The sequence below is a fragment of the Sphingomonas sp. PEI4 genome, assembly GCF_056679955.1.
Genome location: NZ_JBWXPI010000002.1, coordinates 205998 through 220383 on the forward strand (window position 1 = coordinate 205998; position 14386 = coordinate 220383).

At 62.0% G+C, this 14386-nt stretch carries 15 protein-coding genes and 1 pseudogene; 4 read left to right on the forward strand and 12 right to left on the reverse strand.

The genetic code is table 11. The features are described from left to right. Window positions 1-8 precede the first annotated feature (8 nt). Together AC1MLZ_RS20055 and hemN are read right to left on the reverse strand one after the other, a co-directional pair. Window positions 9-719: a Crp/Fnr family transcriptional regulator gene (locus tag AC1MLZ_RS20055; RefSeq protein ID WP_480961750.1), complete on the reverse strand. Its 711-nt coding sequence runs from the start codon at window positions 717-719 to the stop codon at window positions 9-11. Window positions 720-797: 78 nt separating this feature from the next. After that, window positions 798-2120, reverse strand: coding sequence for an oxygen-independent coproporphyrinogen III oxidase (gene hemN / locus AC1MLZ_RS20060; protein ID WP_480961751.1), 1323 nt, complete (start codon window positions 2118-2120; stop codon window positions 798-800). 130 nt (window positions 2121-2250) lie between these two features. On the opposite strand from hemN, the gene AC1MLZ_RS20065 reads away from it, so the two are divergent. Further along, the gene (locus tag AC1MLZ_RS20065) at window positions 2251-2961 is read left to right on the forward strand and encodes an OmpW/AlkL family protein (protein ID WP_480961927.1); all 711 of its coding nucleotides are present in this window, start codon (window positions 2251-2253) and stop codon (window positions 2959-2961) included. On the opposite strand, the gene AC1MLZ_RS20070 is transcribed toward AC1MLZ_RS20065, so the two are convergent. The 5 genes from AC1MLZ_RS20070 to cyoA are packed head-to-tail and all read right to left on the reverse strand — an operon-like array spanning window position 2843 to window position 7744. Further along, entirely contained in the window at window positions 2843-3589 is a 747-nt protein-coding gene (locus AC1MLZ_RS20070) for an SURF1 family protein (RefSeq protein ID WP_480961752.1), read from the reverse strand. The two genes, AC1MLZ_RS20065 and AC1MLZ_RS20070, sit on opposite strands and share 119 nt — an antisense overlap. Further along, window positions 3586-3969 (reverse strand): cytochrome o ubiquinol oxidase subunit IV, encoded by a 384-nt coding sequence (gene cyoD / locus AC1MLZ_RS20075; RefSeq protein WP_480961753.1) that lies wholly within the window; start codon window positions 3967-3969, stop codon window positions 3586-3588. Before cyoD ends, AC1MLZ_RS20070 begins: the two co-directional genes overlap by 4 nt. Beyond that, window positions 3966-4604 (reverse strand): cytochrome o ubiquinol oxidase subunit III, encoded by a 639-nt coding sequence (cyoC, locus tag AC1MLZ_RS20080; protein WP_480961754.1) that lies wholly within the window; start codon window positions 4602-4604, stop codon window positions 3966-3968. Before cyoC ends, cyoD begins: the two co-directional genes overlap by 4 nt. 1 nt (window position 4605) lies before the next feature. After that, window positions 4606-6603, reverse strand: coding sequence for a cytochrome o ubiquinol oxidase subunit I (gene cyoB, locus AC1MLZ_RS20085; RefSeq protein ID WP_480961755.1), 1998 nt, complete (start codon window positions 6601-6603; stop codon window positions 4606-4608). A 22-nt stretch (window positions 6604-6625) separates the two neighbouring features. Continuing rightward, window positions 6626-7744 (reverse strand): ubiquinol oxidase subunit II, encoded by a 1119-nt coding sequence (cyoA, locus tag AC1MLZ_RS20090; protein WP_480961756.1) that lies wholly within the window; start codon window positions 7742-7744, stop codon window positions 6626-6628. Window positions 7745-7965: 221 nt separating this feature from the next. On the opposite strand from cyoA, the gene AC1MLZ_RS20095 reads away from it, so the two are divergent. Continuing rightward, a complete protein-coding gene (locus AC1MLZ_RS20095) occupies window positions 7966-9318 on the forward strand; it encodes an MFS transporter (protein ID WP_480961757.1) in 1353 nt (450 codons plus the stop codon). A gap of 56 nt (window positions 9319-9374) precedes the next feature. Here AC1MLZ_RS20095 and AC1MLZ_RS20100 read toward each other — a convergent pair. Then, a pseudogene (locus AC1MLZ_RS20100) lies at window positions 9375-9612 on the reverse strand (IS5/IS1182 family transposase); the annotation flags it as partial. 269 nt (window positions 9613-9881) lie between these two features. Further along, entirely contained in the window at window positions 9882-10628 is a 747-nt protein-coding gene (locus tag AC1MLZ_RS20105; RefSeq protein WP_480961928.1) for an EAL domain-containing protein, read from the reverse strand. A 194-nt stretch (window positions 10629-10822) separates the two neighbouring features. Here AC1MLZ_RS20105 and AC1MLZ_RS20110 point away from each other — a divergent pair, with 194 nt between their 5' ends. Beyond that, a complete protein-coding gene (locus AC1MLZ_RS20110; RefSeq protein WP_480961758.1) occupies window positions 10823-11770 on the forward strand; it encodes a manganese catalase family protein in 948 nt (315 codons plus the stop codon). A 158-nt stretch (window positions 11771-11928) separates the two neighbouring features. On the opposite strand, the gene AC1MLZ_RS20115 is transcribed toward AC1MLZ_RS20110, so the two are convergent. From AC1MLZ_RS20115 to AC1MLZ_RS20125, 3 genes are all read right to left on the reverse strand, one after another. After that, window positions 11929-12738, reverse strand: a complete 810-nt coding sequence (locus AC1MLZ_RS20115; protein WP_480961759.1) for a sensor histidine kinase — start codon at window positions 12736-12738, stop codon at window positions 11929-11931. Next, window positions 12684-12875 (reverse strand): DUF4118 domain-containing protein, encoded by a 192-nt coding sequence (locus AC1MLZ_RS20120; RefSeq protein ID WP_480961760.1) that lies wholly within the window; start codon window positions 12873-12875, stop codon window positions 12684-12686. Before AC1MLZ_RS20120 ends, AC1MLZ_RS20115 begins: the two co-directional genes overlap by 55 nt. 467 nt (window positions 12876-13342) lie before the next feature. Further along, entirely contained in the window at window positions 13343-13687 is a 345-nt protein-coding gene (locus tag AC1MLZ_RS20125; RefSeq protein ID WP_480961761.1) for a response regulator, read from the reverse strand. A gap of 147 nt (window positions 13688-13834) precedes the next feature. On the opposite strand from AC1MLZ_RS20125, the gene AC1MLZ_RS20130 reads away from it, so the two are divergent. After that, window positions 13835-14266, forward strand: coding sequence for a hypothetical protein (locus AC1MLZ_RS20130; protein WP_480961762.1), 432 nt, complete (start codon window positions 13835-13837; stop codon window positions 14264-14266). The last annotated feature ends 120 nt before the right edge of the window (window positions 14267-14386 follow it).

Consider the following 14386-nt stretch of genomic DNA (forward strand, 5'->3'; position numbering starts at 1 on the left):
AGAGCGGTTCAGGCCGCCTCAGCACGGGCGGCAAGCGCCGCGCGATCGCTGATCGTCACCGCGCGGGCTCCGGGCAAGGCAATGATGCCGTCCGCCTTCAATTTTGTCAGTTGGCGGCTTACCGTTTCGATCGTCATACCAAGTACGTCTGCGATCTGCCCGCGCGTCAGCGGAAGATCGAACGTCATCGGCCCTTCAGCATTCGCCCGGCACCCTTTTTCGCCTGCGCGTACCGCCATGTCGATCAGAAAGCCCGCTACCTTCTCCGCCGCTGACTTGCGCGCCAATACAAGGATACGCTCCCGCGCTTCGGTCAGAGAATCGAGCGTGCGTTGCAGCAGCAACCGTTCCATACGCTGATGATCGTCGAGCACTCGCTCGAAGGCAGGGCGCGGGAAAACGCATAGTTCAGCATCGGTCAGAGCGACGATATCGAAGTCGGTTTCGCCAGCATAAGGTTTACCGAAGAAGTCTGCCGCGTACAGCAGGCCAACGATTTGCTCACGACCATCAGTAGTCGTGGCAACCAGCTTCAACACGCCGTCCAGCAGATTGCCGCAGATCACAGCTTCATCCCCGGCCCAAGCCACGACCTGGCCACGCTTGACGTCGCGCCTTTGGCTAAGGGCGTTGAGCGCCCTGAGTTCAGAATTGTCGAGGCTGCCGCACAATGAGCGGTCACGAACCGCACAGTCAGCGCATAGGTCGGTCAGGGCCATGAGCGCACTATAGTCGCGATATCCCATCCTGTCGCCTGACGCGATAAGCCGCGCCGATCTTGCAGCCCGCTGGGATTTTCAGGTCGCATTGCTGAACCGCGCGCCATTTTCTACGCGGTGTACGTCCAGGGTCGCCGCGATCACGCGCGCATAAGGCCGCGCCTCGTCTGCCAACTCCAGTCGCGTGTTACGCCACCCGATCAACCCGACATTCTCAAACCGGCTCAGGCGGGAGCGAATGCCCTCCAGTTCCGGAACGTCGGCTAGATCCGCTGCTCCGCGGCACAGGATCGCCTCGACCGCACGCCCGCGGACACGATCTTGAGCCGTCCGTCGTACGCCGCGTGTGGTCGCAAAGCGTGCCCCGCCGATCGCGGCGTGCCAGCGTCCGGTATTCTTTTCGTTCTGGAGCAGCCGGTCGGGAAACTGCCCGATCGCACTGACCCCCAGGCCGAGGAGCACGTCGGCCTTGTCTTCGGTAAACCCCTGGAAGTTGCGGCGAAGGGTGCCGTTTGCAGCAGCACGCGCCAGCGCATCTTGCGGTCGGGCGAAATGATCAAAGCCAACGGGCTCGTAACCGGCCTCGCCCAGGCGGCGGTGCGCCAGCATCGCCTGACCGAACCGCGCTGCCGCGTCCGGGAGCGCCCTTGCATCGATGCGGCGCTGGCGCGGGATCAGGTTCGGCACATGCGCGTAGCCGAAAACGGCCAATCTGTCGGGCGCGAGGGTCAGGGCAGTATCAAGCGTGGCCTGGAGCGTAGCGTCATCCTGGCCCGGCAGTCCGTACATGAGATCAAAGTTGATCGACTCTACGCCGGCCGCGCGAAGGAGATCGGTGGTGCGGCGGATATCCGCTTCGGGTTGAACGCGGCCGATCGCGGCCTGCAGTTTCGGATCGAACGTCTGCACGCCCAGGCTCGCGCGGGTCACGCCTGTATCGGCCATCGCCGATGCCCAATCCGCCTCGAAGCCGCGCGGATCGAGTTCCACCGACAGCACTGCGTCTGCGCAGCGGAAGGCAGCGACAACATGATCGACCAACGCAACAAATGCCTGGGGAGACACGGCATTGGGGCTACCCCCGCCAAAGGCAATCCGCCCTACCCTGCCCCGGCCGGCAAGCCTTCTCGCTACCGACGTGATCTCCTCGTGCAGGCGCACTAGATAAGCGTCGAGCCGCGCCGTCCGGTTTGCCGCCCCCGTGTTGCAGCCGCAGTACCAGCAGATCGCATGGCAATAGGGGATGTGCAGATAAAGGGAGATCGGCTCCTCGTCCGGAACTGCATCAAGTGCTGCAGCCATGTCGTCATGGCCGACTGTATCGTCGAACTCCGCGGCGGTGGGATAGCTGGTATAGCGCGGCACCGGCCGCGCCAGCAGGTCAGGATAGAAGGTCCACATGACCACCGCGATGCGCGCAAATGCCTCGACGGACTTTGACCGCCGTCAAACACACGTTTGTCCGCGGTCAAGGTCGGGCGACGGCACCGCGCCTATTCAGACGGCAGATCGAAAACAAAGGAGATCGGTGATGGACACGTTCAGGGGCATTGGAGGATTGCTGGCGCTTGCGGCCGCAGGTACCGCGGCCCCGGCATTGGCGCAGACGGATGTACAGGCAGCCCCGGAGGCGCGGCGGGTGGGAATCCAGGTCGGCGACGTTCTGCTGCGCGCGCGTGCAATCCTCGTCGCGCCCAACGAGCATTCCCGCAGCGTGCTGCCCGCCTTTCCCGGCGAAACCGTTAAGGTGAACAACAGCGCGATGCCCGAAGTCGATGTGACGTACATGGCGACGGACAATATCGGGTTCGAACTCATCGCCTCGACGACGAAGCACAAGGCGAGCGGCGAGCGTGGAACCACGGGCGGGATCGGTAAATTGGCCTCGACCTGGGTGTTGCCGCCCACGTTGACGGCGCAATACCATTTCGCGCCAACGTCCCACATTCGTCCCTATGTTGGTGCCGGAATCAACTATACGGTCTTCTGGAATGAGAAGGCATCGGGTGGCCTGGAAGCTGCCGTGGGGAATACCCGCGTCCACATGAAGGACAGCTTTGGCTGGGCTGCCCAGGCAGGTATCGACGTCGACATCACACCCAAGGTTTTCCTGAATCTCGACGTCAAGTATATCGACATCGACACCAAGGTCCGACTCGATACCACTGCTGCAGGAACGCAGCGGGTGAAGCTCGGACTCGATCCACTGGTGTTCGGCGTCGGCCTCGGCATCCGACTGTAAGCCGCAGCCCATCATCGATGGGCGCCGCGTCCGCATCGATGAAGTAGGGAGCGCCCTGCCCCAGCCCGCGCGCCCGCACGATCGCATCGACATCGCGCGAGAACCAGCGATCTTGCGCCGGCTGATTGGAGCGCAGGAAGCCTCCTTTCGGTTCGCTTATCCTCAGCAAGCCAACAACACTCGCCTCGCCTTTCACAAGGTCGCTTAGACGCGTGGGCTGCTCTTTGCGTTCGGAGGGTACGAAACCCCGATTGACCAGTACCACGGCTCCGCCATCGCTTCGCAGGGGCGTCATCACCCAAAAGCCCGCACCATCCTCGGTCAGTGCCTGCACCAGCGTCTCGCGGTCATTAAGGAAGCGGCCCCGGATCTTGATGTGTCGGTAGGCATCATGCTCAGGGCGGATGGCCGGCCACTGGGCTGGGGGTGGCGCGAGGACGGGCGGCGCGTCCACCCGCTCCGCCACCGCCTCGATCAGCGCCAGCTTCGAGGCGCGGCGCTCGACCTGCCAGACGCCGAGCCCAAGGAACAATGCCGTCGCAAGAAGGCTGACGGCCGCAAGCGTCCGGCGCTTGGCCTTGTTTAACGGGGCACCGCCGGTCGCCTGCACCCCGGCACGCGTCCTCACCGCACGGGGCCGTCCATGCCGGGCATCGGCATCATGTTCGTGTTGAGGTGGTACATGACCCAGATCGATCCACCGATTGTGAGGAAGACGATCACCGCTGTGAAGAGGAAGGCGAGAAGGGTCCAGCCGCCTTCGGATCGTGTGTCGAGATGCAGGAAACAGACGACATGCACGACGATCTGGATCATCGCCATCGCGAAGATGAGCGCCGCGGTGGTCGCGGCATCGTGCAGCGCGCCCGACATGACGAGCCAGAACGGCACGATGGTCAGCAGGATGGAGAGGATGGTCCCGATCCTGTATCCCTTGCGGCTGCCATGGTCGTGCGTGTCGCCATGGCTGTGGAGCGCGGTGTCTCCCTCGATCGGAGCGCGGCTCACCGGATGACTCCATACAGATAGACGAAGGTGAAGACACCGATCCAGATGATGTCGAGGAAGTGCCAGAACATCGACAGACAGATCAGTCGGCGCTTCATGGGAACGCTGAGGCCGTGCTGGCCAATCTGGACGAGCATGGTGCTGATCCAGATCAGCCCGACCGTGACGTGCGCGCCGTGCGTGCCCACAAGCGTGAAGAACGCCGAGAGGAAGGCGCTGCGCTGCGGCCCTGCGCCTTCGGCTATGAGGTGAGCAAACTCGTAAAACTCCACGGCAACGAAGGTCGCGCCAAGCAGTCCAGTGACGGCGAGCCAGAACCGGGTGGGCCCGACCCGCCCGGCCTCCATGTGCGGCATCGCCTGGCCGAACGTGATCGATGAGGCGAGCAGAAAGGCGGTGTTGAGCGCGACCAGCTTGAGGTCGAAGATCTCGCGCGGAACCGGCCCCCCGGCGTAGCCGGTGCTCACCACACCGTACATCGCAAACAGGGAGGCAAAGATGAGCGCGTCGCTCATCAGGTAGATCCAGAAGCCGAGCAGGGTCGCGCCACTGCCGCTATGGTCGTGGTCTTCCTCGTCAGCGAGGTGCCAGGTCGTGGGCAGGGCGTTGCCGTGCTCGAGAGCGTGGTCGGTCATGTCAGATCCCCTCGGCAAGCGGCACGCGCTGGCTCTCGGTCCGCGCGACGTCGTCGGCGGGGATGAAATAGTCGCGCTTGAGGTTGAACGTGTGCCCGACGGCAACGACGATCAGACCAGCGAAGCAGAGCGCGGCCAGCCACCAGATGTACCAGACCATGGCAAAGCCAAGGCCCAGCGCCAGACCGGACAGGATCACGCCGGCCCCGGTGTTGCGCGGCATGTGCACCGGACGGAAACCGCCCGCCGGGCGCTCGTAGCCGCGGCTCTTCATATCGTACCAGGCATCCCGATCATGAACGACGGGTGTGAACGCAAAGTTGTAAGCAGGCGGCGGTGACGTCGTTGACCATTCGAGCGTGCGGCCGCCCCAGGGATCACCCGTCGTATCGGCAAGTTCGTGGCGCTTCACGAAGCCCATGATGATGCTCATCACGAAGCCGAGGATGCCGACCAGAATGACCAGCGCACCGATCGCGGCGACGACGAAATAGGGTTGCAGCGAGGGATCATCGAAATGGTTGACCCGGCGCGCGGTACCCATGAGGCCGACGACATAGATCGGCGTCCACGCGATCCAGTAGCCGGCAACCCAACCCCAGAACGCCACCTTGCCCCAGAACTCGTCGAGCTTGAAGCCGAAGGCCTTGGGGAACCAGTAGACCATGCCGGCGAACAGCCCGAACACGACACCGCCAATGATGACATTGTGGAAATGGGCTACGAGGAACAGCGAGTTGTGGAGTACGAAGTCGGCAGGCGGAATGGCGAGAAGCACACCCGTCATGCCACCGACCACGAAGGTCAGCATGAAGGCGACCACCCACATCATCGGCAGTTCGAAGCGAATGTCGCCCCGGTACATGGTGAACAGCCAGTTGAAGATCTTGGCGCCGGTCGGGATCGCGATGACCATCGTCGCGATGCCGAAGAAGCTGTTGACGCTCGGCCCTGCCCCCATCGTGAAGAAATGGTGCAGCCAGACGAGATAGGACAGGATGGTGATGACCACCGTCGCGTAGACCATCGACGAGTAGCCAAAGAGCGGCTTGCCCGAGAAGGTCGCGGTGATCTCCGAGTAGATGCCGAACGCGGGCAGGACGAGGACGTACACCTCCGGGTGACCCCAGATCCACACCATGTTCCAGTACATCATCGGCGCACCGCCGAGTTCGTTGATGAAGAAATTGGTGCCGACGTAGCGGTCGAGCATCAGCAGGAAGAACGCCGCGGTCAGCGCCGGAAAGATCGCGATCGCCAGGACGTTGCTGCACAGCGCGGTCCAGCAGAACACCGGCATCTTCATCATGGTCATGCCAGGCGCGCGCATCTTGATGATGGTCGCCACCATGTTGATGGCCGACAGCGTCGTTCCCACGCCGGCGATCTGGAGCGACCATAGATAATAATCGACGCCGGTGTCCGGACTGTAGGCGAGTTCCGAAAGCGGTGCGTAGCCCAGCCAACCCGTACGGGCGAACTCGCCGATGAATAGCGAGGCCATGGTCAGCACGGCGCCTGCCGCAGTCAGCCAGAAGCTGAGATTGTTGAGGAAGGGGAAGGCGACATCGCGCGCGCCGATCTGCAGCGGCATGACGAAGTTGACGATACCGACCACGAGCGGGATCGCCACGAAGAAGATCATGATCGTCCCGTGGGCGGTAAAGATCTGGTCGTAATGGTGCGGCGGCAAGTAGCCGGGGTTCGACCCGAACGCGACCGCCTGCTGCGCGCGCATCATCAGCGCGTCGGAAAACCCGCGAAGCAGCATGACGATCGCCAGGATGATGTACATGACGCCGACCTTCTTGTGGTCGACGCTCGTGAACCATTCCTTCCACAGATAGCCCCAGAGCCGGTAGCGGGTGACCGCACCGACGATGCCAAGGCCGAGCAGCACCACGACGACGAAAGTGCCGAACAGGATGGGCTCGTGGAGCGGGAAGGATTCCCAGGTGAGACGTCCAAAGATCGTCTTGAGAAGGCTGTTATCGGTCATGATGGTCCCGAGTGGCTGGGGATCAGGCCCGCGCGGCGCGCGGGGCGCCAGAGACGGGAGCGGGGTCGGTGGCAGACATATCGCGGTTGCGTTGGTCGCCGGGCTTTTGTGGCCCAGGAACGCCGGGCTTTGCCGGCTTGGTGACGTTGGGTCCCGTGCCCTTGTCCTCCGGTGCCTTTTGCAGCGCCGGGACAGGCTTGCTGCGGTTACCGGGCGCAGTATTGCGGCCTGCTGGCATCCCGCTGCCGATCCGCCCGTTGGCGGGGTCGCCGCCACCGCGGGCCATGTCGCGGCGCATGACATCGACCATGCAGGGCTTGCCGGGCTGGACACAGCCGTTCAGCGCTCGGCTGAACAGCCCTGGGCTGACTGATGGGAAGTGCATCACCGGCACCTTCACGCTCGGCTTTTCCAGCGCGACGTACCTGGCAGGCGCGAGCGCGCCCTGCTTGCTGTTTTTAACCTCGGCGACCCAGCGGCTGAAGTCGGCAGGCGCTAGCCCACGCAGCTTGAAGCGCATGTCGGAATAGCCGCGGCCCGTGTAATTCCCGGAATAGCCCCAGCTCTCGCCAGGCTTGTTCAGCACGGCATTCAGCTGCGATTGCATGCCCGGCATCGCATAGATCATGCCCGCCATTGTCGGTGCGTAGAAGGTGTTGAACTGGCTCGTCGAGGTGATCGAGAAGCGGACGGGCACGTCTACCGGCAGCGCCAGCTCATTGACGGTGGCGATCCCCAGCTCGGGGTAGATGAACAGCCATTTCCAGTCGAGCGCGACAACCTGCACTTCCAGTGTCTTGGTGTTTGGCGGCACCGGCCGGCCAGCCGAAAGCCTGTCCAGCGGTCGAAAGGGGTCGAGCAAGTGCGTGCTGGTCCAGGTAACCGCGCTAAGCGCAACGATGATCAGCAGCGGGATCGACCAGATCGCCAACTCTAGCGTGGTCGAGTGATCGAAGGTCGGGTCATAGGTCTTGTTGGGGTTGCCGCGACGGTATCGCCAGGCAAACCATATCGTCATCGCCATGACGGGAATGACGACCAGGAGCATGACACCGGTAGAGAAGAGAATGAGGTCACGTTGCTGGACGGCGATATCGCCGGTGGGGTTCATGACGACCATGTCGCACCCGCCGAGCAACATCGGCAGAAGGGCGAATGGTAGGCGTAAAGCCCGTCGGGCGATGGATGATCCTGCTCTGCGCATGCGTAGGTGATAGGCCGGGCCAGCGCGCCCGCATTTGACCACGGTCAAAGTCTTGTCGATTGCGCGGCGTTAAGGTGAACCATCATCAGCCCGGACCGGCGTGGCCTGCCCAACGGTGGGCTGGCGCTCCGGAAGCGGCGCAATAGAGGATAGACGGGATGGCAGCCACGACCCTGGATCCGGGCAACTCGACCGCGCTGGAGCGAGACGCCCGGCTCATCAATGCGCGCGACCACCGGATCAAACCCGGTGAAATCGCCGTTGGCGTGATCATCGGGCGGTCGTCGGAATTCTTCGACTTCTTCGTGTATGCGATCGCCTCGGTGCTGGTGTTTCCCTCGCTCGTGTTCCCTTACGTCAATGCGCTCACCGGCACGCTGTACTCGTTTGCGATCTTCGGGCTAGCCTTCGTTGCACGCCCATTCGGTGCGTTGCTGTTCATGCGGGTGGACCGCAAGCACGGTCGCGGGGTCAAGCTGACCGTCGCGATGTTCCTGCTCGGCGGGTCAACGGCGGCAATGGCCTTTCTGCCCGGCTATGCGCAGCTTGGAAGTGGTGCCGCGGTGCTTCTTGCTCTCTTCCGCATCGGCCAGGGGTTCGCGCTTGGTGGCACGTGGGACGGCCTTCCCTCCCTACTTTCGCTCAACGCACCACCCGAACGCCGAGGCTGGTTCGCGATGATCCCCCAGTTGGGCGCACCGATCGGCCTGTTCGTGGCTACCGCTGTCTTCGCATTCCTCCTGACCGCTCTGAAGACGTCCGACTTCCTCGAATGGGGCTGGCGTTATCCCTTCTTCGTGGCCTTCGTGATCAACGTGGTCGCGCTGTTCGCCCGACTGCGCCTGATCTCGACACCAGCTTTCGAAAAGCTGTTCGAAAGCCGGGAGCTGCAGCCCTCATCCCTCTCCGAACTGTTCCGTGATCATGGCAGGGTCGTCCTGCTAGGTGCCTTTGCACCGCTCGCCAGCTTCGCCCTGTTTCACCTTGTCACCGTCTTTCCGCTTTCCTGGTTTGTACTCACGTCCGGTGAGCCGCCCGTGCGCTTCCTCACGATTGAGTTGGTAGGGGCGGCCGTCGGGCTCGTGGCCGTCGCACTCTCGGGCATCCTCGCCGACCGCATCGGGCGTCGCACGCTGCTTGGCGTCTCGGCGGTACTGATAGGTGCGTTCAGCCTTTTTGCGCCGCGCCTACTCGGCCAAGGCGCGGGTGGCGAATGGATCTATATGATTGCCGGCTTTATCCTTCTGGGTCTGTCGTTTGGACAGTCGTCAGGAGTGCTGAACGACCGCTTCTCGCCTCGGCACCGCTATACCGGTGCTGGTACGACCGCGACCGCAGCCTGGTTCATTGGTGCTGGCTTTGCGCCACTGGCGGCGCTGCTGCTCGCCAGTAACTTCGGCCTCATGGCGGTCGGAGGATATCTTGCGTCTGGAGCACTGTGCACGCTCGCCGCGCTGGCATTCAGTCGTGATAGGTCTGGATCAGCGTTGAAGCGCGGCCCCCTCGGATGATCTGAAAGGGCTTTGTTACACAAAGCGAAGTCGGCCTGACGACGGTTTGACGAACTTTATGCAACGCGGACAGTTGTCGGGGATCCTACTTGCGATAGCGGTTAAGAACTGCTGCGCGGATTAGAGTTCGGGATTCTGACGATCCAAGGTGCGCGATGCAACTCGCTCGCCAAGCAGCTTGAAGCAGTGCATTTTCGCATCCACCAGACTGCGGCGATGGTAGCCGCTCCACTTCTTCCAGATCTTCCGACGAAGCCTTTTCCTCGCGCGGAGGATCTCGTTGCGTGCGGGAGCATCCTTCGTCCATAGCTGGCCATTGCGGCTTGTGGATCGGCGTCGAAGCGGTACCCCAGCTGTGATCGACCCAACTATTTAGGACAACTGCAAATAAGCGACATTGGTGGGGTCCCGGTCGGCGTCGATCGAGACGCCCGCGCCTCAACACTTCCGGCTTCATTTTGATGCCTTAACGGGAACTTTGGCGGGGTCCTGCTTGGGTGCCGATCTACAGAATAGGCGACCAGACGAGGATCACGATCGCGTCCGGCTACTGCGACGTAGCGCTATTCGGGTGGCGCAGTTCCCGGCAAGCGTTTGAAACCAGGCCGAGCAAGCAGATACCCTTGGATGTAGCGGACACCGACGGCGCGCAGCGTGTTATATTCCGCGACAGTTTCGATGCCCTCGGCAATGACCGTGATGCCGAGCGATTCCGCTATACGGATCACCCCCTCAACGATCAGACGGCGTGGGCGGCTTGCGTCAATCCCGCGGACCAGATCCATGTCGAGCTTGATAAAGTCGGTCTGAAACTTGGCAAGGAGCCCCAGCCCGGCATGCCCCGCCCCAAAGTCGTCGATCGCGGTGGCAAACCCCATGCTCCGGTAGGTGTCGACAATGTTTTTCACGTGATCGGTGTCGGCCATCTCCTCGTTCTCCGTGAACTCGAAGATCAGCCGGTCGGTGGGGAAACCGGTTGCACTCGCCGTTTTCAGCGTCAATTGAATACAGGCAACGGGCGAATAGACCGCGTTCGGAAGAAAGTTGATCGAGAGCCGGGCATCGGTTTCCAGGATGCCCGCCGCGACCGCACCCGTGATAGCCGCCACGCGACATTGCTGATCGAACGCGTACCGGTTCTCAGGCGTGACGCGGGCAAGAACCTCGCCGGCACCCTCGCCGTTGCTCCCGCGTACTAACGCCTCGAACGCGAAGGGGCGTCCTGTCTCCGCATCGACGATCGGCTGGAACGCCATCGCAATGTCGAAAGTGTGGCCTTCCGACCGGCACCCCTGACACCCTGACTGCAGGTTTCTTCCTTCCGCCATCTCCCGTAGCCTAGAGGATGAATGCTAACAGTCTGTGAAATATCAAGAATGACCCGCGACAGCGGACATCGCGACAGTCATGCAATATTGCACAATGTGAGAGTGGATCGCATTAGGAACGATAGCGTGCGCTGAGCGCTCTCCTGGCTTGCTCCAAGTCCGAGGGAACTATCGCTATGTTCATGCATAACAAGCGGCTGCAATATACTGTCCGCGTTGCGGAGCCTAACCCTGTGCTCGCATCCCTGATGCTTGAGCAGTTCGGTGGGGCCGACGGTGAACTCGCGGCTGCAATGCGCTACTTCACCCAAGGCTTGGGCGAGATGGATGCAGGACGCAAGGATCTCCTGCTCGATATCGCAACCGAGGAGCTCAGCCATCTCGAAGTGATTGGCTCGATCGTCGCCATGCTGAATAAGGGCGCCAAGGCGCAGCTGGCTGAAGCCTCGATGAAAGAGGCCGACCTCTACATGTCGATGACGTCGGGGGGCAACAGCCACACGCAATCGCTGCTCTACGGGGGCGGACCCTCGCTTACGAACTCGTCAGGTGTTCCCTGGACCGCTGCTTATGTCGACAGTCGCGGCGATCCCAGCTGTGACCTGCGCTCGAACATTGCTGCCGAGAGCCGCGCGAAGATCGTTTACGAGCGTCTGATCAACATTACTGATGATCCCGGCATCAAGGACGCGCTCGGCTTCCTGATGACGCGCGAAGTTGCGCATCAGAAGAGCTTCGAGAAGGCGCTCTATGCGATGGAAGACAACTTCCCCAGCGGCAAACTGCCCGGCATCGAGAAATACGCCAACCTGTACGTCAACACGTCCCAAGGCGATGGCGATGCCGAAGGCCCGTGGAACAGCGGCGATCAGTGGGAGCGGATCGATGACCTCTCCGAAACAATGCCTATCGATGGCGGCGACGGGACGGCAAGCGTCGTCTTGACCGAGCCTGTCCAGAAAGTGGCTGAAAAACTGGCAAAGCGCACGGCGTCCGACCCGTCAGCCAACCCCGAGACAGGCGTTGATCTTGGCGCGGGGCCAGGTGCTGGAATGATCACCGGCGAGGATCTTGGTGGCGCCAAGAATATCAAGGATGCCGTAAAGATCGCAAAGACCCTCTGATTGCATAGTGCGCCCGGCTTCAGCAGGCCGGGCGCGCTTCGCTATCGCCAACCCAGTCGGATAACTCCTGAAAGCGTGACGTGCCTTTCCCGCGATTGTCATGTCTGCTCCGCGAAGAGGTCCCCGAGGGCACCAGTCAGGGCCCGCAGATTGGCCCCTTAGCTGGCCGAAGATTTCGCGAGCAAACCTGCGGGAAGCGTCAGCGTCGCGAGCGTGCCGTGCTGCCGTTGCAGGTCGAAGCTGCCGCCTTGGCCGCGGGCCAAAGTCGTCGCGATCTTCATGCCGAGACTTGTAGGCGCTGCGTCTTCGAAGCCGGCGGGCAGCCCAATCCCGTTGTCATGGATGGTCACCCGGGGGCCGCTCTGCGGATCCGGAACGACTTCAACCAGGATCAGACCGCTTCTACCATCGCAGAAACCATGTTCGATCGCATTGGCGACGGCTTCGGCAACAATGAGCGCGATGGGAATTGCGGCATCCGGCTGAACGCGTAGCTGGTCGTCCCCTTTAACATCCAGGGCCACGTCGCCCCGACCGCTCGCATCGATCACGCTACGGCAAAGCTCGCCCAGAAAGGGTACCAGCGGCTGCGCAGATCCAGAGGGATCGTAAAGCTGCCGGCTGATCTGGCCGATCAGCGCAAGGCGACCGGCCGCCTCATCGAGCGCTGCCTTGGCATCAACGTCGACGAGTTGTCGTTTCTGCAGCGAAAGCAGGCTTGCCGCGACTTGGAGATTGTTCGAGACGCGGTGTTGCAACTCGCGAAACAGCAGCTCCCGGGTGTCAGCTAAAGAGCGGTTTACCTCGCGCTCTGTAGCAAGCTGGCGATTGGCAGCTTGCATCCAGTGAACGAGCGCCAAGTCCGTCGCGACAACAAGGATGTAAAAACCGAGTGCGAAGCCCGCGCCTTGGGTCAGCGTGAACGTGTGGCCGGAGGGATGAAGAAGTACCAGGCGAGCAGACCGCATAGCAGCGCAGCCGCGCTCCCGATTGGTGCCCCAAACAGGAAGGAAGTGATGATCACCGCCGGGAAGAAAGTAACGTAAGGGAAGCCGGAGGGCAGCAGGGGATCCGCTATCGTTCGCAGCAGCCATGCTGCCGCCACTATGGCGAGCGTTGCAATTATGCCGACGTACGGACGACCCTGCGCGACAGGAAGCCGCTCGATCCAGCGTCTGGGTGCTGAGCCGACTGCGGTGCAAGGGCGGTTTCTACCATCACCGGTCGATACAGCGATCGCTCATGAACGTCACGTCAGAGCATTGTTGCATTGCCGCCTGGGGCAATCACGGCGTCGCTCGAAGGCATCCTCAACCCGCGGACGGGTAATAACTTTGATGGAGCGCGTGCTTGATGGAGCGTAGGTAAGCGCGCGACCGGGCCCCGACGCATCTTGCCGAAAGCGAGATCAACCCGGGCGATGATCTAGGGCAATCCTGAAGCTTAGGGCAATCCTGAAGCTGAGGAAGGGGCGCAGAACGGGAAAGTGCAACGTGCGTAGAATAGATCGCGAACAGCTGAAGCCAAAGACGGTCCATGAGCGGCACTAATCACGCGCTCACCCGCAGCACGTCACACCATCTGGTGATAGGCCGTCCTGAGCGCATCCCTGCTGACAGGCTTGCCAAGGATAACGCCGGGCGGGCTGCAAGGCTTACACTCGCTCGGCGTGCCTGTGATGAAAATGACCGGCATTTGGCCGAGCTGTCTGTGAATTTCGCGTACCGCTGCCGGCCCGTTTCCTTCGATCAACCGCACGTCGGACGTGATCAGCTCAGGCCGCCGCGCCATGGCAGCTGCCACAGCATCGGCCTCGGTTACCACAATATCGAACGATGTTGCTCCCTCATCCTCCAGCATCATCTGGATGTTCATGGCGATAAAGGGCTCGTCTTCGATAATCAGCACATGACACATACGCAACTCCACTAACCTGCAGCAACTCCCAACGGATCAGGAAGGTCCGCTACAAGTCGAATCTGCGAGCGCGATCGCGGTGCCCGGCGACAGACGCAGTTGCTCCAGGTTGGCTACGGGGGACCGATTTTCTGCAATATCAGCGCGATGGATACGACAGTAAAATCACTGAAGAACAAGCTCATCCTGCTAATCGAGGCAGACAGTTTCCTTGCAGGCTACGTAGGCGACAGCATCGCAGAGGCTGGCCCTCAAATCCTTGGCCCTGCTCGTAACGTGGATGAGGCGAACACGCTGCTTGGCCGCCTCCGTCAGGCGCCGCACGCGGCGGTGGTAAGCGCAGACATCTTCGAAGCCGGAGGGCCTGTGATGAGTGATGCGCTCGCACGCTTGGACATCCCGCTGCTGCTCATAGTGGGGAAGGCGCGAACGCTCCTACCCTCGTCGATGACTCACAGTGTCTTGATGGCGCCGTTCGCCGCGTACCAAGTCGTCGATCACCTTCGGGCTGTTCTGTCGCTTGCGGGAGGGGATCAACCACTGGCGCACGCACCGGAACCCATCCGTCAGATGGGGTAAGGCAGCGCATTGGAACGGTCGCAACAGCGCAGCGACGACCGCTTCGATCCACGCATCGACGTTTGTGTCGGAGGCTGAACCGTCTCCCCGCTGAAGCGGACCTGACTGGCTTAGGCGGCG

Coding starts and splice junctions, on each gene's coding strand:
- cyoB (WP_480961755.1), bottom strand. CDS start 6,603: ATGACCGATAACAGCCTTCTCAAGACGATCTTTGGACGTCTCACCTGG.
- AC1MLZ_RS20095 (WP_480961757.1), top strand. CDS start 7,966: ATGGCAGCCACGACCCTGGATCCGGGCAACTCGACCGCGCTGGAGCGA.
- cyoA (WP_480961756.1), bottom strand. CDS start 7,744: ATGTTGCTCGGCGGGTGCGACATGGTCGTCATGAACCCCACCGGCGAT.
- AC1MLZ_RS20125 (WP_480961761.1), bottom strand. CDS start 13,687: ATGTGTCATGTGCTGATTATCGAAGACGAGCCCTTTATCGCCATGAAC.
- AC1MLZ_RS20115 (WP_480961759.1), bottom strand. CDS start 12,738: ATGCGGTCTGCTCGCCTGGTACTTCTTCATCCCTCCGGCCACACGTTC.
- hemN (WP_480961751.1), bottom strand. CDS start 2,120: ATGTGGACCTTCTATCCTGACCTGCTGGCGCGGCCGGTGCCGCGCTAT.
- AC1MLZ_RS20130 (WP_480961762.1), top strand. CDS start 13,835: ATGGATACGACAGTAAAATCACTGAAGAACAAGCTCATCCTGCTAATC.
- AC1MLZ_RS20065 (WP_480961927.1), top strand. CDS start 2,251: ATGGACACGTTCAGGGGCATTGGAGGATTGCTGGCGCTTGCGGCCGCA.
- cyoC (WP_480961754.1), bottom strand. CDS start 4,604: ATGACCGACCACGCTCTCGAGCACGGCAACGCCCTGCCCACGACCTGG.
- AC1MLZ_RS20055 (WP_480961750.1), bottom strand. CDS start 719: ATGGCCCTGACCGACCTATGCGCTGACTGTGCGGTTCGTGACCGCTCA.
- AC1MLZ_RS20110 (WP_480961758.1), top strand. CDS start 10,823: ATGTTCATGCATAACAAGCGGCTGCAATATACTGTCCGCGTTGCGGAG.